Origin of the sequence: Mongoliitalea daihaiensis (assembly GCF_021596945.1) — a bacterium.
Lineage (GTDB): Bacteria > Bacteroidota > Bacteroidia > Cytophagales > Cyclobacteriaceae > Mongoliitalea > Mongoliitalea daihaiensis.
The window spans coordinates 4,652,346-4,670,643 of sequence record NZ_CP063779.1 but is presented as its reverse complement, the minus strand read 5'-3'; the positions used below and the strand labels follow the sequence as shown (position 1 = coordinate 4,670,643).

15 protein-coding genes and 1 tRNA gene are annotated in these 18,298 nt (G+C 39.7%); 9 read left to right on the top strand and 7 right to left on the bottom strand.

Annotation, left to right across the window (positions count from 1 at the left end; all coding sequences use genetic code 11):
* Positions 1-252: 252 nt before the first annotated feature.
* The 3 genes from IPZ59_RS19655 to IPZ59_RS19645 all read right to left on the bottom strand — a co-directional run bounded on the left by IPZ59_RS19655 (position 253) and on the right by IPZ59_RS19645 (position 4,500).
* On the bottom strand, positions 253-2,097 hold the full coding sequence (locus tag IPZ59_RS19655; protein ID WP_236137734.1) for a TonB-dependent receptor plug domain-containing protein: 1,845 nt from the start codon (positions 2,095-2,097) through the stop codon (positions 253-255).
* A 141-nt stretch (positions 2,098-2,238) separates the two neighbouring features.
* Complete coding sequence (gene glsA / locus IPZ59_RS19650; protein ID WP_236137733.1) at positions 2,239-3,243, bottom strand: glutaminase A; 1,005 nt, start codon at positions 3,241-3,243, stop codon at positions 2,239-2,241.
* Positions 3,244-3,246: 3 nt separating this feature from the next.
* Positions 3,247-4,500, bottom strand: coding sequence for a DcaP family trimeric outer membrane transporter (locus IPZ59_RS19645; RefSeq protein ID WP_236137732.1), 1,254 nt, complete (start codon positions 4,498-4,500; stop codon positions 3,247-3,249).
* 232 nt (positions 4,501-4,732) lie between these two features.
* Between IPZ59_RS19645 and IPZ59_RS19640 the strand changes: the two genes are divergently transcribed.
* Positions 4,733-6,688, top strand: coding sequence for a M1 family metallopeptidase (locus IPZ59_RS19640; RefSeq protein WP_236137731.1), 1,956 nt, complete (start codon positions 4,733-4,735; stop codon positions 6,686-6,688).
* Positions 6,689-6,985: 297 nt separating this feature from the next.
* Here the strand turns inward: IPZ59_RS19640 and IPZ59_RS19635 are convergent, their stop codons facing one another.
* Together IPZ59_RS19635 and IPZ59_RS19630 are read right to left on the bottom strand one after the other, a co-directional pair.
* On the bottom strand, positions 6,986-7,450 hold the full coding sequence (locus tag IPZ59_RS19635; RefSeq protein ID WP_317208025.1) for a VOC family protein: 465 nt from the start codon (positions 7,448-7,450) through the stop codon (positions 6,986-6,988).
* A 118-nt stretch (positions 7,451-7,568) separates the two neighbouring features.
* Positions 7,569-9,203, bottom strand: a complete 1,635-nt coding sequence (locus IPZ59_RS19630; protein WP_236137730.1) for a S41 family peptidase — start codon at positions 9,201-9,203, stop codon at positions 7,569-7,571.
* Positions 9,204-9,355: 152 nt separating this feature from the next.
* Between IPZ59_RS19630 and IPZ59_RS19625 the strand changes: the two genes are divergently transcribed.
* The 5 genes from IPZ59_RS19625 to IPZ59_RS19605 all read left to right on the top strand — a co-directional run bounded on the left by IPZ59_RS19625 (position 9,356) and on the right by IPZ59_RS19605 (position 14,259).
* Positions 9,356-10,117 (top strand): hemerythrin domain-containing protein, encoded by a 762-nt coding sequence (locus tag IPZ59_RS19625; protein ID WP_236137729.1) that lies wholly within the window; start codon positions 9,356-9,358, stop codon positions 10,115-10,117.
* Positions 10,118-10,531: a Holliday junction resolvase RuvX gene (gene ruvX, locus IPZ59_RS19620; RefSeq protein WP_236137728.1), complete on the top strand. Its 414-nt coding sequence runs from the start codon at positions 10,118-10,120 to the stop codon at positions 10,529-10,531.
* Positions 10,528-11,082, top strand: coding sequence for a peptide deformylase (gene def, locus IPZ59_RS19615; RefSeq protein WP_236137727.1), 555 nt, complete (start codon positions 10,528-10,530; stop codon positions 11,080-11,082). Before ruvX ends, def begins: the two co-directional genes overlap by 4 nt.
* A 45-nt stretch (positions 11,083-11,127) precedes the next feature.
* Positions 11,128-11,922: an amidohydrolase gene (locus tag IPZ59_RS19610; RefSeq protein ID WP_236137726.1), complete on the top strand. Its 795-nt coding sequence runs from the start codon at positions 11,128-11,130 to the stop codon at positions 11,920-11,922.
* 111 nt (positions 11,923-12,033) lie between these two features.
* Complete coding sequence (locus IPZ59_RS19605; RefSeq protein ID WP_236137725.1) at positions 12,034-14,259, top strand: NADP-dependent isocitrate dehydrogenase; 2,226 nt, start codon at positions 12,034-12,036, stop codon at positions 14,257-14,259.
* Positions 14,260-14,344: 85 nt separating this feature from the next.
* Here the strand turns inward: IPZ59_RS19605 and IPZ59_RS19600 are convergent, their stop codons facing one another.
* A complete protein-coding gene (locus IPZ59_RS19600) occupies positions 14,345-15,220 on the bottom strand; it encodes a trypsin-like peptidase domain-containing protein (protein WP_236137724.1) in 876 nt (291 codons plus the stop codon).
* A gap of 264 nt (positions 15,221-15,484) precedes the next feature.
* On the opposite strand from IPZ59_RS19600, the gene gap reads away from it, so the two are divergent.
* Positions 15,485-16,489, top strand: a complete 1,005-nt coding sequence (gene gap, locus IPZ59_RS19595; RefSeq protein WP_236137723.1) for a type I glyceraldehyde-3-phosphate dehydrogenase — start codon at positions 15,485-15,487, stop codon at positions 16,487-16,489.
* 127 nt (positions 16,490-16,616) lie between these two features.
* Positions 16,617-17,273 carry a hypothetical protein gene (locus IPZ59_RS19590; protein ID WP_236137722.1) on the top strand — a complete coding sequence of 219 codons (657 nt, stop codon included), beginning with the start codon at positions 16,617-16,619 and terminating at the stop codon, positions 17,271-17,273.
* Here the strand turns inward: IPZ59_RS19590 and IPZ59_RS19585 are convergent.
* Positions 17,268-17,996, bottom strand: coding sequence for a tetratricopeptide repeat protein (locus IPZ59_RS19585; RefSeq protein ID WP_236137721.1), 729 nt, complete (start codon positions 17,994-17,996; stop codon positions 17,268-17,270). The two genes, IPZ59_RS19590 and IPZ59_RS19585, sit on opposite strands and share 6 nt — an antisense overlap.
* A gap of 113 nt (positions 17,997-18,109) precedes the next feature.
* Here IPZ59_RS19585 and IPZ59_RS19580 point away from each other — a divergent pair.
* Positions 18,110-18,182: transfer RNA gene (locus IPZ59_RS19580), tRNA-Lys, on the top strand.
* The last annotated feature ends 116 nt before the right edge of the window (positions 18,183-18,298 follow it).

Here is an 18,298-nt window from a genome sequence, read left to right as displayed (position 1 = left end):
TTTAAAATAGCTTAAGAAATTATTTTAAAATTTTTTCGAATACATATCAAAAGATGATTTACTTTTTTTGATGTATCAATGTTTGTTTTTGATTGATGAAAGGGAATAGGGTATGGAGTGGATTAAAAAAGTTTTAGAGGGGTTAAAAAAATGATCACACCCCTCTATTTTGTTTAGTTTGTTTCGTTTTATACTTCTTGATAAGTTCTACTAGATAAACCTTTTAGGAGGTCTTAAAATTTCACAAGATGATTACCGCCCCACATTCACCATAAATCCAGCCTTCGCCCATCTTCCAGGCATCTGTACAAAGCCTGCTTCCAAGTAATCTGTATTACTGATATTCGACACTTCTGCAAAAAAGCCTACCTTCTTTAACCGATTGTAATCCACACGGGCATCCAAAAGGAAGTAAGGATCTAAGGCAAAACGCTCGATGTATCGACCTTTTACTGTCAACTCAATTTTTTGAATAAATTCTGCCTGCAAGCCACCAATCACTTGATGACGCAAAGCCGTCAAGGCATTACGGGATTCTACACCCTCCGCCTGCACGAGATTGGCGTCGATGTAGTTGTAGCTTAGGTTTACTTCTCTCAATTTTGCCTGCGAACTCCCGAAATTAATCAGATACTGAATAGAGGCTTCTATCCCTTGGAAAGTGACCTGACTGATGTTTTGCGGAGTCCAGCGGTTGGGGTTGGGTTGTTCTTCGCTTGGTTCACGGATATAGTCGATCAGATTGTTAGTATTGCGGTAAAAATAAACTAGCTCAGCACGCGTTCTTTTTTTATCTAATTTCCATCCTATTTCATAATTCCAAGCTTCCTCGGGCAATAAATCCGGATTACTGAAATTGCTTGGATCTTGGTAATACAATTCCGTAAAGGAAGGGATACGGAAACTTGCTCCTAGATTGGTATACAGCCGAGAATTGCTGTTGAGCTGATAGCCTAATTCTGCGCCGGGGAAATGTCTCCATCCAAATTCATCGTATAGATTGGAGTAAATCCCAGCACGAGCATCAAACTTTTCCCAAAATTCGATTCGATGTTCGGCAAATATCCCCACAAACTGACGATCACGCTCTCCTAAGTTATTACTATCGATCCGCTCATCTCGTCCTTCGATACCAAATCCGGTAGTACCTAGCGAAGAAGTATAGGTGGCATTTACCTCGAGGGCATGCACATCCGATACATGATTGTTGGTGAAAAAGGAGGGTTCATCTCTCCTCAACCGGAATTCATCTATGTTTCTTCTCCAATATGCCCTTGTTTGAACATAGAGGTTGGATTTTCGGTAGGTATGACTCAAGGCGGCCAAAGAAGTCTGCAAACTTTCCCATTGATCAGGGAAGGCGTTGGTATAGAATCCGTTGGCTCCGAATGTTCGGTCACTCCAACCAGCCATGAGGTTAAATTCATGGTTTTCATTCAACTCCAAACCTGATTCATAGAAAAAATTAGTGACTTTGAAATCTGAATTATACCAATGTCCATCGGACGCATCTTGGGAGACGGCAATGGTCTGTTTGTACTTACCCACCGGTAGGGAAGCGATGATGTGACCACCTCTCATTCCAAAGTCCCCTCCAAAGCCTTGAATGTTTAAACTTGTGGTTTCGGGTAGTTCTGTCACAATGTTTACCGCTCCGGCAAAAGCATTTTGTCCAAATACACGAGAACCAGGGCCTTTCAAGATTTCAATCCTCTGAATGGACTGAAAAGGCACAGGGATATTCATCATGTGGTTATTCGTCTGAGGATCGGTCAGTTTGATTCCATTGAGCAGCATTAAGGTTTGCTCGAAACTTCCACCTCGGATGCCGATATTTGCTTGCACACCACTGACGCCTCTCTGACGTACATCTACCCCCGGTGTGAAAGCCAGTACCTCCTGAATACTTCTGGCTGGCGTGGTTTCTATCGCCTTTCGGGTGATGACAGATATATTACGAGAAGTTTTATTGAAAGGGATTTCGATTCGGTTTTCTTTGATGATGATTTCATCTAACCCTACCGTTGTACTGTCTTTTTCCTGCCCAAAGCTTGCTTGGATTGAAGAGAAAAAGACAAGAAATATGATTTTTTTCATAAAAGCAGATCAATTCAGAAGCAAATTACTGATGAATATCATGGAATAGCAAATCGAAACTTTCTATGAGCTCAAATAAAAAACTCGATAGAAGGTTTGGTTTCTATCGAGTGAGTATGGAAAAGACCAAAGGAAATGCGTTTAATTTCCTGATTCCACCAAGTAAGGATTTAAATTAAGCTTTTCCACAATGTAATTGATTGCTAATTGTCCTTTCACAGAATTACCTGCTTCATCTAAAGGGGGAGATACCACTGCTATGCCAAATTTCCCAGGTACCACGGCGATCAAAGCGCCACCGACCCCACTTTTACCAGGTAACCCGGTTTGATAGAGCCATTTGCCTGAGTTTTCATACAAGCCCGCAGTAGCCATCACAGGTAACGTGTAAGATACAGCCTCAGTAGATACTACACGGCTATTGGTTATCGGATTCTTCCCTCCACTTGCCAAGGTAGCAGCCATAATGGCAAGATCCCGTGCATGCACACTTAGGGCACATTGTCTTGTGTAAATATCAACGGATTGGTCAGCATCAAAGTAGATTTTATCGTAGGCCTTTAGCAATTGGGCTTGCGCAACATTCCGCTGATTATCGCCAGCTTCGCTGATGTAGACTGGTTCGTCCACCTCAAGGGGTCTACCCGCAAACTCAGAAAGCTTTTTAACAATAGCATTCCATTTGTCGTCGGCTGTTGCGCCATTTACCAAACTTGTAGTAGCAATTGCACCTGCATTTACCATGGAGTTGATACCGGACTCTCGGTTGATCTCCATGGCAATGATAGAGTTGAATGGGAAGCCGGTTGCATTTGCTCCCACTTTATTTTTAATGACTTCAGGACCAGATTCATTGAGTACAAGTGACAACACAAATGCCTTGGATACACTTTGAATAGAAACTTGAGAAAAATTATCTCCTGCTGAATAAATGTTCCCATCAATATCTACCATAACTATTCCAAAAATGGAAGGGTCAACTTTTGCCAGTTCTTTGATATAGTCTGCATTTTTTCCTTCTTGGACATCTTTAAATTCTTGGTATGCTTGTTCAACTACCTGTTGAATTGCTTGCTGACTTTGGGCAATGGAATAAAAAGAGACTCCCCAAAGAAGGAAAATAAGAAGTGTTTTCTGAATGTTCATGACTTAATTCATTTTAGAAAAACGATAGACGAAATTTGCTTGGATTTTATTGACGGCAAAGAAGTTTCCCTGAGCGGCAGGGAGTTCAAGATCAGGTGCCCCCACAAAATTTGCATTTTGTCGGTTAGCATATTGGTATTCAAGACCAAAGGATATTCCAGGTAAAGGCTTATGTATCAAACCCACCGTCAAATAACTTCCGCTCTGAAAAGATGTACTTAATTGGGAGTCAAAAGTGTCATTTACCACTCTTGAGAAAGCAACTGTTGAACTGAGGGTTTCTGTTAGACGAATTTCACTTGCAGCCATGACAGAATAAAAAGGAATCGGGGCTCCATTGACAGGAGTGACTAGGTTTGCTGGGTTAGCCCTTACCCCAACGTCTGCTGTACCATCGTTGAGAAAGTTTTGAATTCCTCTTCCAGTAACAAAAGAGCCCAACAGGCGGATGTAACGGGTAGGGTTGATGCTTCCTGAAATATTGGTGCCATGCCCCCATGCATCTCCTGAAAAGTCTGCATCCGGGGTTCTGCCTCGATCATACCAAGAAATGTATTTGCTTACCCAACTGGCTTGGAGATGTCCTTTTTCGAAATTTCTTCGGTAATGGAAAGTAAAGGCTGGGAGTTTGTTAGTGAAGACAATGTCAGAAAGTTTTTCTTGGAATGTAAAGTCTTCACGAAAAGGGCCTAAGTCAGAAGAAGCAGAAGGGTTTTCGATGCCGATTTGCACCTGATTTTTGGGCGAATCTACAAGCTTATAGCTGATCTGAATATTTCGAAGAAGTACCATTCCATTAGGTCCGAAAAACTCTACCGTATTGGGGACAACACTGCCATCCATGAAAACAGAGTTTCGCTTTCCAAAGGTCCATCTATTCCATTCTGCATAGGCATTGAAAACGCGGAAAAATGTTTCTCCCACATTGCTTCCTCCACCAACCAAATCTAATTCGAATCGTGTGACTAAATCACCTTTAGACGTAGATTGCCTGGTATTAAAACCAACTCGGGATGGTCTAACACTGATGCCGAAAGAACCATTGTCGGCAAAAGGTCTCCCTTGATCGTCCAAGATACGTGTAGGTCTCAACATTTCCGCCCAATTGGGATCTGAAGATTGAAAGTTGTAAGTGGTTATCAACCAAAACATTCCCGTAAATTCAATATCGATGGGGTTTTTGTTTTGTGCCTTGGCTGAGAATAAGGATAATGCACATATTACAAGGAGAAAAGCGTGCTTGAAAGAATAGTTCATCTCGAGATAAAGTTAACACGGGACATCAAATGAATATAAAATCTATTCAAGAACTTAACCGATTAGTTTTTGTTTTTAATTTATTGATCTATTTTCTGAAGTCTAATTTTCATCTCTTTTGCATGATTTTGGAGAAATTAACATCAAGAACTTTATCTCCTTACACTTTCCTGTATTTTTGTGTTTGTACTATTATTTCATCGAAAAAAGATTTAAATCAACTTAAATAATTATGAAAAATACTTGGATAGGGATCATCGTCCTATTTTTCATCAGCTCTGCCACGAGCCCACTGTTTGCACAGCAGGTTCGGGATAATAGAGATGATGCTTTTACCGAATTTGGTTACCGTCAGGGAACAGCTTACCGTACGGCCTCCGGCAAACCCGGTCCTTCTTACTGGCAAAACGGGGCAGACTATGTCATGAATGTTATCTTGGATGAAGATGAGCAGACAATTACAGGTAATGTGGTGATTACCTACAAAAATAATTCTCCAGAAGCCTTGGACTTTGTGTGGTTGTATTTGGAGCAAAATAGATTTACCCCAGAATCTCGTGGGACGTTAACAACTCCCGTTCAAGGCAATCGCTATAATGGAGATTTGGATGGTGGAAATACGATTACTAATGTGAAAGCACAGGTGGTTGGTAGAAACAAGCCTGTTTCCAGTGAGCATTACATTTCCGATACCCGCATGCAGGTGTATTTTGCTGAACCTATACCTGCCAATGGTGGCCAAGCGACTATTTCCATGGATTTTGCCTATAAAATCCCACAAAAAGGAATGGATCGCATGGGTCGCGTAAGCACCAAAAATGGTGAAATCTTTGCATTAGCACAATGGTATCCTAAAGTTGCTGTCTTCGATGATGTGACTGGTTGGAACACCGATCCGTACTTAGGTGCTGGAGAGTTTTATTTGGGTTATGGAGATTTTGACTATAAAATCACAGTACCTTATGATCATATCGTAGTAGCTTCAGGTGAGTTGGTCAATCCAACGCAAGTTTTACCTAAGCTACTTCAAGATAGAATGAAGCAAGCAGCTACTAGTGATGAACGGGTTTACCTTATTTCACCAGATGAAGTAACAGACTATGGTAAAACTCGTCCAGCCCAAAGCGGAAATCTCACTTGGCATTTCAAAATGAACAATACCCGCGATGTGGCTTTTTCATCTTCCAAAGCCTTTATTTGGGATGCAGCCAAAATCAATTTGCCTTCAGGCAAGACTGCCATGGCCCAATCGGTTTACCCCGTAGAAAGTGATGGCTATGAAGCTTGGGGAAGATCCACCGAATACAGTAAAGCTTCGGTAGAACATTATTCTGAGATGTGGTACGAATATCCTTATCCAGTAGCGGTTAATGTAGCGGCGGAAGTAGGAGGGATGGAATATCCAGGATTGAATTTCTGTAGTTGGAAGTCCAAAGGAGAGTCTTTATGGGGTGTGACTGACCATGAGTTTGGACATAATTGGTTCCCGATGATTGTGGGTTCCAATGAGCGTAGACATGCTTGGATGGATGAAGGTTTCAATACGTTTATCAATTACTACAGTTACCTAGCGTTTAATGATGGAGAGTACACCAATAATCTGAAGCAGACCAGAAGATATATCGGTTGGATGACAAGCAAAGACAGAGAGCCCACCGCCACACACCCTGATAGAACACAGTCCAATAATTTAGGAATGGCAGCTTACTACAAACCGGCGATGGGATTGATGATGCTCAAAGAGTATGTGTTAGGCCCCGAAACATTTAATAGAGCTTTCAGATCCTACATTAATACTTGGGCTTACAAGCATCCGCAGCCCACAGACTTCTTTAACCACATGGAAAATGTATCGGGAGAGAATCTGGATTGGTTCTGGAAGGGCTGGTTCTACAGCAATGCCAACATTGATTTAGCCATTGATGGAGTATTCCCTTACGGTGGTAATTATGTGGTAAATCTATCCAATAGAGGTGAAATGCCAATGCCTGTATTGCTAGAAATCACGTATGAAGATGGAGAGAAAGAAAGAAGAATGTTACCAGTAGAGATTTGGTTTAAGGGTAATCAATGGAGCCACCTACTCAGAGTAGATAAGAAAGTGGTAGCGGTAGAAATCGATCCTGACAAAGTGATCACCGATATCAACTCAGGCAATGACAAATGGCCATCCACCCTTTACAAATAATAATTTATTCAAAAGTCTTGGTGATCCCACCAAGGCTTTTTTTATCATTGATTTTAAGGCAAGAACTTACTTATACCTACAAAGAATAACCATGAATACTATTTTTCATTTGCACTTATAATCGAAAAAAGACATAATTTGAGATTTTATAGAGATGTATATTCCCCAACCTCATATCTTAGTGCCTTTGAGCCTTTGTGGCAAACAGTCCTTTAACGTATATAAGATTTTTCATATTTACCCCAGGATTTGATTCTTTGCGATTTTAAAACCTTGCGTTCGCGCCTTCGCGTTCCCTCAATATTCATCATTCACCTCTAGCCAATACCCATCAGGGTCACGGATATACAATTGGCGAATTCCATCAGGCCGGGTGGTGATAGTGTAGGGGTTGCCGGGCCAGTCTTCGTAAGGAATATTTAATGTTTCTAGGTTTTGAATAAACGTGTCCATATCGGGGACACTGAAACAAATGTGGTTATGTTTATTGATAATCACAGGTTCCCAAGGCGCTTGAATGATATGCATGCTTAAGTTATTCCCAATATCCAACCAATCATGGAGGCCATCTTTAAAGGGTTCGTCGAGTTTGGGAAAGCCAAAAACTTTGACGTAAAAATCAGTGCTGCTTTTAATGTCTTTGACATATACTGCGATATGGGTGATTTTAGCTTTAGCTTGAGTTTGAGTTTGGGCTTGAGTCTTCAGTGGCTTCATTGAAATGATTGAAACAAATAGAAAGATGAACAGGGAGTACTTCATAATGCTGGATTTATTTCAAATTAGCTCAAAAAGCGTTTCTGAATCAAGCGATTTTCCATAAACGTAAAAAGCCAAGCTTCTGATAGCCTGGCTTTCTATTAAAAGATTTTCTTAAACTCTACTCCTTTTTAGAATTCAATGCCAATTTTTCCGCTTCATCAAAAAGATTGACAGCTTGCAGGTAGATTTCATTGATATCATTGATAACCTTGTAAAAGGCATTGTCATCGAAAACATTTCTCCCCATATGTGCTTTGACAAGGACGCGAAGATATTCTTTAGATTTTTTGAAATCCTTCTCGTCGTATTTCACTTTGTTTTTCTCCCCCATCTTGATCAGGGCTTGAAGCATATCATCCGAAACTTTAAATTTATTGTAATAATCTTCGAAACTCATGCCTTCAAATTTCTTTTTGTTGGAATCCACATAATCCAGGATAAATTCACGTGCAGAATCTGAGTTAAACAATCTATTGACATAAGCACTTGCCATGGTAGTATCAAGTGGGACAAAGAAATCAGGCATGATTCCACCCCCTCCATAGACCGTTCTGCCTGAAACTGTTTCATATTTCAAGCTATCACTGAATTTCACACTGTCAGCAGAGAAAAACTCTCCATGAATTAAACGATTATTCCAATCAGAAGAGTAGTCTTCGTTTTCTCCATATGGTTTTTGAATCGATCTTCCAGAAGGAGTATAGTATCGAGCGATGGTTAGACGTAGTTCTGCTCCGTCGGATAGATCTAATGGTAATTGTACCAAACCTTTCCCAAAGGACCTTCTACCTACTACAAGTCCTCTGTCATTATCTTGGATGGCTCCTGCTACAATTTCAGATGCAGAGGCACTGCCTTCATTGATCAACACGATAACAGAGCCATCTTCAAACATTCCAGGTCTGATTGCATATGCTTTGTTATTGAAGCGGCTTGTTTTTCCTTTTTGGGAAACAATCAATGCATTATCACCCAAGAGTTCATCTACCATATTGATAGCGGCGGTCATATATCCTCCTGGATTGCTTTGTAAGTCTAAAATCAGTTTAGTCATTCCCTGATCTTTCAAGTCACTGAGGGATTTTTTGAATTCTTCGTAGGTGGTTGCTGCGAATCTTGTTACCTTAATGTATCCGATTTCATGATCTACCATGTAAGTGGCATTGATACTGTATTGAGGGATTTTATCTCGTTGGATTTCAAATGGCAATAAAGACGCTTGATTTTTACGTTTGACTTCAATGTTCACCTTACTTCCTCTAGGACCTCGTAGCAAATCAAATACATCACGGTTGGTGATACCTGTTCCTGCTACTGACTTTCCATCTACAGAGATAATTTGGTCACCTGATTGGATGCCTAATTTTTCTGACGGACCACCAGTTAATGGAGCAACCACATAGATGGTGTCACGGATAATCCCAAATTCAACACCGATGCCATCAAATTCACCTTCTAATTGCGACTTGGCCAAAGTGGCATCCCTTGCAGGGATATAAGAGGAGTGTGGATCTAGTTTTTCCAACATCTGTTGGATTCCATATTCCACCAACTCATTCGTATTGACACTGTCTACATAATCTCGATTGATATATGTAATAATTTCCTGCAACTTGTAAATCGCAGCTCTTAAGTCATTTCGGTCATTTTTTGGTTCCGCAAAGGTGGCTCCAATCCAAATCCCTGCAGAAATCCCCAAGGCCAATATAATTGGTACCCTAATTTGCTGTTTACTGTTTTTTATTTCACTCACGGTTTTGTAGGTAGTTAGTTTTTGGGACTTTCGAATATCTTCAAATATACAATTTAACTGTAAACTCGACCAATTCGTTTAAATAAACGTGATTATTTGATTTTTGGCGAAGTCTTTGTCTTAATTTATGTAAAATAAAGTAATTTTGTTGAATGTCAGAGTTGAAATCAAATAGTCATCATAAGCCCATCAAGGAACTGGTAGAAGAAAACTATGTTTTTGCGGCTGTATTACATTATTTTGGCATTGACTTTTTTTTGTATGAACACAATTCCCTTGCCGAGGTCTGTGAAAAATTTAAAATTAATCCTCAGCAGTTGACAGCAGAATTGGAATCTTGGGCATTGCGCAAAGAACCTAGTCATGAAGATCTTTATTTAAAGCCGATTGAAGTTCTCATGGCGTATTTGAAGCGCAAGCATTACTTTTTTGTAAGGCAGGAGTTGCCTTTTCTGTCCAATATGATCGGGGGAATCCGTGTCGAAGGCATGTATGACGGGATATTAGGTGACCTAAAGATGTTGTTTCCATTATTTGTAGAAGATTTCATCCACCACATCCATGAAGAAGAGACGACTTTGTTTAATCGCATCAAATTACTGCAAGAAATAGAATCTGACGTATACATATTGCCAGATGCCTTGAAAATTTTGAAGCAGAAGCCAATTTCTCACTTATCAGATCAGCATGAAGCGCATGATGATGAGATGGTTGGTATCCGACAACTTACGAAGGATTATCAGTTGGAAGCAGATGCCCCTACAGCCATTAAGGTTCTTTACCATGAATTGCAGGTTTTTGAAAAAGAATTGCAAGTACATGCTACCATTGAGGATACCTTACTATTTCCTAAAGCTATTGAACTTGAGCGTGAAGTTGTGAGAAGGTTGAAGAAAAAAATAATCAGCAACTAAATGGGGAGGATTCTAGCCATTGATTTGGGCACTAAGCGCACGGGTTTGGCAGTCACGGACCCTTTAAAAATGATTGCAAATCCCTTAGAAACTATTCCAACCCACACTTTAGAGGATTATTTAAGGAATTATTTCATAAAAGAAACGGTTGAATTGCTTATCATTGGATACCCCAAATCACTGGATGGTACCCCTAATCAAATGACTCCTTTGGTGGAAGCGTTAAAAAAACGCTTAACAAAAGTGTTTCCTGAGATGCCCATAACATTTGTAGACGAGCGTTTTACCTCCAAAATGGCTATGCAATCCATGATAGCTATGGGTTCTAAGAAAAAAGATAGAAAAGAAAAAGCAGGGAACTTGGACAAACTGAGCGCTGCAATCATATTACAGACCTATTTAGATAGATTATGATATACCCAATTGTTGCTTATGGCAACCCCATATTAAAAAAAGAAGCTGAAGAAATACATGAAGGAGATGATTTGTCTGAGCTGATCAAAGATATGTACAGCACCATGGACCATGCCAACGGCGTTGGATTGGCAGCTCCCCAAATCAATAAAGGTATTCGATTATTTGTAATTGATAGCTCCTTGATGCTAGATGAAGAGGATGAGGAAAAAGGCATCCGCAGAGCCTTTATCAATCCAATTATATTGGATGAATACGGAGATAATTATGGATTCGAAGAAGGTTGTCTCAGTATTCCAGATGTTCGCGCAGAAATCATTCGTCCCGAAAAGCTGACTATTGAGTATTACGATGAAAATTGGAACTTGAAAGAAGAGGAGTTTTCAGGAATGACTGCAAGGGTTATTCAACACGAGTATGATCATTTGGAAGGAATTCTTTTTGTGGATTATCTCAAAGGATTAAAAAAACGACTGATACAAAGCAAGCTGATCGATGTCAGCAAAGGGAAAATCTCAACCGATTACCGGATGGTGTATCCGTTGAAGTAAGTCAAGGATTCAGCTGAATTCTTAGTTCTGTGAAGTTTATTTCCTATGTCAATACCTGATTTAAAAGTAGCACTTATACAAACTTCCCTTTTTTGGAAGAATAAAACAGCCAATTTGGCTATGTTGGAAGAAAAAATTTTTAATCTGCAACAGCCTTTGGATATCATCGTCTTACCTGAAATGTTTACTACAGGATTTACGATGGATGCTGTTGAAGTAGCTGAACCAATGAATTTGACCACTACTAAATGGATGAAACAGATGGCCGCTCAAACTCGCGCTGTAATTTGTGGCTCCATTGTAATAAGTGATGCAGGGAACTTTTACAATCGCTTTTTATGGGTTGAGCCGGATGGCAAGATCTTTACCTATGATAAACGTCACCTATTTCGAATGGCCAACGAAGAACAGCACTATGCTCCAGGTCAAGCTACCATCATTATTTCTTATAAAGGATGGAAAATCCTCCCACAGATATGCTATGATCTCCGCTTCCCTGTTTGGTCTCGAAATACAATGGAAGGGGACATGTTAGCGTATGATTTAATCCTTTTTGTGGCTAGTTGGCCAAAACCAAGAATTTCAGCTTGGGATATACTTTTGCAAGCGCGGGCGATCGAAAATCTTTGCTACTCCCTAGGAGTCAATCGAGTAGGGCAGGATGGGAATGCTATCCCCTATTCGGGGCACAGTGCCGTATATGACTTTAAAGGGAATACGCTGGTCTTTAATGAAGACGAAGATTGTGTGCTTTACAGCACTTTGGGGTATAAACCCCTGATGGAATATCGGGCTAAATTTCCAGCATGGATGGATGCCGATAATTTCACAATACCTTAAAAATGGGATTTTTTACTTATTTTAGCCCGATTTTTAAGGTTAAGGAATTTTACAAAAGTAAATCCAGTTAACCTTTCAGTTTAAATCAATCCAAACAAGAATCATTAACTAATGACAACGAACGCGGCAAAAATTCTTTATACGCTTACGGATGAAGCTCCAGCACTAGCAACTTATTCATTTTTACCAATTGTAAAAGCATTTACAGATTCAGCAGAAATCAAGGTTGAGACACGTGATATCTCTCTTGCTGGTAGACTCATTTCTCAGTTTCCAGAGTTTTTACAGGAAAGCCAACGAATCAATGATGATTTGACAGAGTTGGGAGAGCTGGCTAAAACAGCGGAAGCAAATATTATCAAACTCCCTAATATTTCTGCTTCCATTCCTCAATTGAAAGCAGCCATCAAAGAATTGCAAGAACAAGGATATGCCTTGCCTGATTATCCAGATGATCCTCAGACAGAAGAGGAAAAAGGAATCAAAGCACGTTACGATAAAATCAAAGGTAGTGCTGTGAATCCTGTCTTGAGAGAAGGAAATTCCGATAGAAGAGCTCCGTTGGCTGTAAAGAATTATGCGAAAAACAACCCACACAGCATGGGGAAATGGTCATCTGATTCCAAAACACATGTAGCATCTATGGCTGAGGGTGATTTTTATGGGTCAGAGCAATCCGTAACCATGCCAGCGGCTGATACTGTCCGCATAGAACTCCATGGAGTAGATGGTCAAATTAAAGTATTGAAAGATCATTTAAAAATACAGGCTGCAGAAGTCATTGATGCAGCAGTTTTGAATGTTGCAAAGCTGAATGCTTTTTTGACAGAACAAAAAGAAGATGCCAAAAAACAAGGAGTCTTGTTTTCATTACACATGAAAGCTACTATGATGAAGGTGTCTGATCCAATTATCTTTGGTCATGCAGTTAAAGTGTTTTTTGCGCCTGTTTTTGAACAGTTTGGAGAAACTTTCCAGAACCTAGGGGTAGATGTCAATAACGGTTTTGGAGATCTGATGGCTAAGATTGCTACCTTGCCAACTGAAGAGCGTATGGCAATAGAGGTTGCTATTGATAGCTGTTTAGCTGAAGCGCCTGATCTGGCAATGGTAAATTCTGATAAAGGGATTACCAACTTACACGTACCAAGTGATGTAATTATTGATGCATCTATGCCTGCAATGATCCGCACATCCGGTCAAATGTGGAATAAGGAAGGGAAGCCTCAGGATACAAAAGCAGTGATTCCTGATCGCTCATATGCTGGGGTTTATCAAGAAACTATTGAATTTTGTAAAAAGAATGGGGCATTCGATCCTGCAACCATGGGTTCTGTGCCAAATGTTGGTTTAATGGCTCAAAAAGCGGAGGAGTATGGATCGCATGATAAGACGTTTGAAATCCCATTTGAGGGTTCTGTAGTTGTGAAAAATACAGCTGGTGAGACGTTGATGACTCATGCTGTGGAGGCTGGAGATATTTGGAGAATGTGTCAAACAAAAGATGCACCAATCCAAGATTGGGTAAAGCTGGCTGTTAACCGTGCAAGAGCAACACAGACACCTGCAGTTTTCTGGTTGGATAAAAACCGTGCGCACGATAGAGAGTTGATTGTAAAGGTTGAAAAGTATCTGAAAGGATATGATACCCATGGATTGGAAATCCTTATTTTGTCTCCTATAGAAGCCACCCGTTTCTCTTTGGAACGAATTAAGGCTGGAAAAGATACTATTTCTGTTACTGGAAATGTCTTAAGAGACTATTTAACTGATTTGTTCCCCATATTAGAATTGGGAACAAGTGCCAAAATGCTTTCTATTGTACCGTTGATGAATGGAGGTGGATTGTTTGAAACTGGTGCTGGAGGTTCTGCTCCCAAGCATGTAGAGCAATTGGTAGAAGAAAACCACCTTCGTTGGGATTCTCTAGGTGAATTCTTAGCACTGGCTGTTTCCCTAGAGCATTTGGCTACTATATTTGGAAATGAACGTGCTCAGGTCTTAGCAGAAGCTTTGGACGCTGCAACCGGCAAGTTTCTGCAAGAGGATAAGTCTCCGTCTAGAAAAGCAAAAGAACTGGATAATAGAGGTTCCCACTTCTACTTGGCGATGTACTGGGCAGAGGCTTTAGCGGCACAGTCCAAGGATGAGGCATTGAAAAATAAATTCACCCCAATTGCGGCGGATTTGAAAGCTCATGAATCAACTATTATCCAAGAACTTAATGAGGTACAGGGAGTAAAAGTTGATATCGGAGGGTATTATAAACCTGATCCTGCAAAAACTTCTGCTATTATGAGGCCGAGCGCTACATTTAACGCTATTTTGGCTTCTTAAGCTTTACAAACTAGATATTCAAGTATAAAAACTCCTTGAAAGCGACTCAGCTCTTTTTCAAGGAGTTTTTTTTTGAATAGGTATTTCACTCCTCATAGAACTTGATTTGATGGGTCCTTAGGAAGTCTTTGATGATGTCCAAGTGAATGCATTCTCCTAAGTGAATAAAGGAATAGTCGCTTACATTTTTTAGCTTCCCATTGCTTCGAATTTGTTTTTCTTCAATATCGAAGCCCAAATGGAGGTGTTTAGTTCTACTTTGCATACCATAAATATGACCATTTGCATCAAATAATGGACCGCCACTTTGTCCTCTCAGCCCGGGAGTACTCATTTCTATACCATACTTAACACCGTTGGAATCTGCTACAAATCGTGTCAACATACCTTCAATAGGAAATCGAGGAGATGCTTTTACTCCTTCTGCAGTCCATAAGATATCATCATGTGCTTCCGAATAGGTGTAGTTACTAAATTCAGGAAACGGGAAGCCCAGTCTACACAAATAACTTCCTTGGTTGATTGCTTGACTACTTTTTCCGAAAATAGCATGACCATGGTAGAGGGAACGTCCGATATCATTGAATTTTAAAATTGCTAAATCATAGGTAGGGTGTAGGTGCCATGTAAATCCAGACATACGGTCTACACAATCCACAAAAGTAGTTTTCATTTGGATGAGGCTGTGTTCTTTGTAGCCGTATGCAAGCTCTAACTCTTTGATTTTTTTCGGATGGCGCACTTGGGTTTTCTTAGCAGAGAATTCTTGGTAGCGAGATTGAACGGTTTGGCCTTGGGTAAGCCATTGAATGACATGTTTGCAGGTGACGGCAACGCCTAATTCATTTACGAAAAATAAAGTGGCAGCACCTGGGATGACCTGATTTGACAGATACGATCTACTGATGGTATGAATGGCACGGGTAAAGCCTGAAACTTTTTGAATTGCGTCAACAAACATTGGATTATTTAGATTTTTGCTTAAAATACATAAAAAATTATCCTACTGATAATCAAATAATTGTTTTCTCATTAGTTAACCCGCAATCGATTGTAAGTTGTGTCCACTTTAAAATGTTCATTTTCAAAAGTTTATTATGTTTGGGGGACTGATTTTTTTTGGGTATTTTAGTGCTGTGAAATTTCTTTAACCAAGCCAAATAAGGCTTACTGATTATCAAATTTTAAAAATTAATACACAACACAAACAATAAACACACAGATTATGAGCAAAATTAAAATCGGTATCAATGGATTTGGAAGAATCGGACGATTGGTATTCAGAGCTGCCTCTAATAGAAGCGACGTAGAAGTAGTTGCTATCAATGATTTGATTGATGTGGACTACATAGCCTATATGTTGAAGTACGATTCCACACATGGTGTTTTTGACGGAGATGTATCTGTCAAAGATGGAAAGCTAGTGGTCAATGGAAAAGAAATCAGAGTAACAGCTGAAAAGAGTCCTGCAAACTTGAAATGGGGTGAAGTTGGCGCCGACTATGTGGTAGAATCTACAGGTATTTTCCTGACCAAAGAGTCTGCACAAGGGCATATTGATGCAGGTGCGAAAAAAGTAATCATGTCCGCACCTTCAAAAGATGATACTCCTATGTTTGTTATGGGCGTAAATGAGTCTTCTTACACGCCTGATATGACATTTGTATCCAACGCTTCTTGTACAACCAATTGCTTGGCTCCAATTGCCAAAGTATTGAATGATAACTGGGGTATTGAAGAAGGTTTGATGACAACAGTACATGCGACTACTGCAACGCAAAAAACAGTAGATGCTCCTTCTTCTAAAGATTGGAGAGGTGGTAGAGGTGCAGGTCAAAATATCATTCCATCTTCTACGGGTGCTGCTAAAGCAGTAGGCAAAGTTATCCCTGAGTTGAATGGTAAATTAACCGGTATGGCTTTCCGAGTTCCAACACCAAATGTTTCCGTAGTTGATTTAACCGTTCGTTTGAAAAATCCTGCAAAATACAGCGAGATTTGCGCAAAGATGAAAGAGGTTTCTGAAACTTCTATGAAGGGAGTACTTGGTTACACAGAAGATGCAGTGGTTTCCACTGACTTCAATGGTGATGCAAGAACATCCATTTTTGATGCCGGAGCAGGTATTCAGCTGAGTGACACTTTTGTGAAAGTTGTTTCTTGGTATGATAACGAGTGGGGATACTCTAATAAAGTTGTTGATTTGTTGGTCTTCATAGCCAATAAATAATATTTGTTATATACAAAAGGAGGAGGCCATTTGGCCTCCTTTTTTAATTTAAGGGGTTCATTTTGGAGTTTTTTTTGGCTTTTTTCGGCTTTTTTCGTATACTGAAAAAAAGTATTAATCATCCATTATGTTACAATCTCTATTGGTTTTCTTTTTGTGGACTACATTTACGCCTGAGAAAGAAGGAAATATATATCAAGCCCCCATTGAAGATTCCATCGTCAGTTATAAGAATATCACCTATCCGCAGAAGCTAGAAAAATCGATTTTGGAAGCTTTTTCACATTTTCCTGAGTTGGAAGATGTGAAAATTGATTTTCAGTTGATAAAAAATATCAAAGGTGCGGTGATGCAAGCTCAGCCCAACATACTTTCCTTGATTGTTGACCGAAAAAATGAACGTAGGTATAGAATTAAGATCACTGAAACCTTGGTTTTTGATGACTATAAAATGCCTATTGAACAAGTGCCCCAAGAAGCATTGGTAGGTTGGATTGGGCATGAATTGGGTCATGTGATGGATTATCTGAATAGGAGTTCCTTGAATATGATAGGATTTGGTATAGGATATACACTTTCCAAAAAGAGATACATTGAAGCTGAACTGGTTGCAGATAGTTATGCCATTGCTTATGGATTAGGACCACAAATACTTTTTCATAAACAATACATTTTGGATCATGATAAATTCACTGATACCTACAAAAACAAGATACGTGCTTTGTACATGTCACCTGAAACAATTTCAGCGTTGATGGGTGCCTTAGATCAAGGATCCCTATAATCTGGTTATGTGATCTTTTTTGATATAAGCGTTTTTATTTTTCCACTTTACTTCATGCCAGATGTCTTTGGAGGATTGGATGATAACTCTATGCCCTGGATCGACTACAGAAAGCACTTTTCCTGCCCCAGTAGGTTTATCCATGATCAGTGTGGGACTTCCTGTGATGATGCCCGTGCGAGGCTGGTAAAGGAAATTATTGCAGAGGAATATCAGAAAAATTAAACCAAAAGAAGGAATGTAATATTTCGGTTTGATAGCTTTTTCCCGGAACACTACCAATAACGTCAATGAAACGACCAGCAAAAAAGCAAAAAAAGCCGTTAATTCTACCCTTAAGTCAGTTAGAAATCCAAAAAATTGATCCCAATCGGAGAGCTCATACCCGTAAAGTTCGGATTGTTCGGTCAGAGATTTGATTTTGGTGATGACTCTAGGGTTTGGATTGATATCATAAAACTTAGCTAAGTAATAGGAAGCTTTAGAGAAATCTCCCATACCTTCTGCTACAAATGCCATTTTTAAAAGCATGGCAGGAGAGTAGATTTCTTCTTCGACAAGTAAATGTTCGTAGATAGCAAGGGCTTCTTGATAATTATTACCTGCAAACAAAGAATCTGCGTTTTGAAGCGAAAATTTATCAGCCTGACAATTAAAGGTTTGTATAAAGCCCAATGAAATAATTATAAATTTTGTCAGAAAGTTTGGTTGGATGTTTTGCATTTTAAATTCGAGCGCTTATTTTTGCAGTCCAATTACGACAATGATTTGACAAAAAACAAATCAAAGTTTGTTAAAAAATGTCTCTAAAACGTCTGAGGCGCATATTGACATCCGATTCCGTAGCTCAGCTGGTAGAGCATAACACTTTTAATGTTAGGGTCCTGGGTTCGAGCCCCAGCGGGATCACTGGTTTAAAGATTCATCGCATAGGGCGAGAAGTTTATCCCGATAGAATGCAGCGCAGCAAGTTCGTGTCGGGAAGCCCCAGCGAGGTCTCTAGTTTATTGCCTTCAATACTATCG

Coding starts and splice junctions, on each gene's coding strand:
- IPZ59_RS19655 (WP_236137734.1), bottom strand. CDS start 2,097: ATGAAAAAAATCATATTTCTTGTCTTTTTCTCTTCAATCCAAGCAAGC.
- glsA (WP_236137733.1), bottom strand. CDS start 3,243: ATGAACATTCAGAAAACACTTCTTATTTTCCTTCTTTGGGGAGTCTCT.
- IPZ59_RS19645 (WP_236137732.1), bottom strand. CDS start 4,500: ATGAACTATTCTTTCAAGCACGCTTTTCTCCTTGTAATATGTGCATTA.
- IPZ59_RS19640 (WP_236137731.1), top strand. CDS start 4,733: ATGAAAAATACTTGGATAGGGATCATCGTCCTATTTTTCATCAGCTCT.
- IPZ59_RS19635 (WP_317208025.1), bottom strand. CDS start 7,450: ATGAAGTACTCCCTGTTCATCTTTCTATTTGTTTCAATCATTTCAATG.
- IPZ59_RS19625 (WP_236137729.1), top strand. CDS start 9,356: ATGTCAGAGTTGAAATCAAATAGTCATCATAAGCCCATCAAGGAACTG.
- ruvX (WP_236137728.1), top strand. CDS start 10,118: ATGGGGAGGATTCTAGCCATTGATTTGGGCACTAAGCGCACGGGTTTG.
- def (WP_236137727.1), top strand. CDS start 10,528: ATGATATACCCAATTGTTGCTTATGGCAACCCCATATTAAAAAAAGAA.
- IPZ59_RS19610 (WP_236137726.1), top strand. CDS start 11,128: ATGTCAATACCTGATTTAAAAGTAGCACTTATACAAACTTCCCTTTTT.
- IPZ59_RS19605 (WP_236137725.1), top strand. CDS start 12,034: ATGACAACGAACGCGGCAAAAATTCTTTATACGCTTACGGATGAAGCT.
- IPZ59_RS19600 (WP_236137724.1), bottom strand. CDS start 15,220: ATGTTTGTTGACGCAATTCAAAAAGTTTCAGGCTTTACCCGTGCCATT.
- gap (WP_236137723.1), top strand. CDS start 15,485: ATGAGCAAAATTAAAATCGGTATCAATGGATTTGGAAGAATCGGACGA.
- IPZ59_RS19590 (WP_236137722.1), top strand. CDS start 16,617: ATGTTACAATCTCTATTGGTTTTCTTTTTGTGGACTACATTTACGCCT.
- IPZ59_RS19585 (WP_236137721.1), bottom strand. CDS start 17,996: ATGCAAAACATCCAACCAAACTTTCTGACAAAATTTATAATTATTTCA.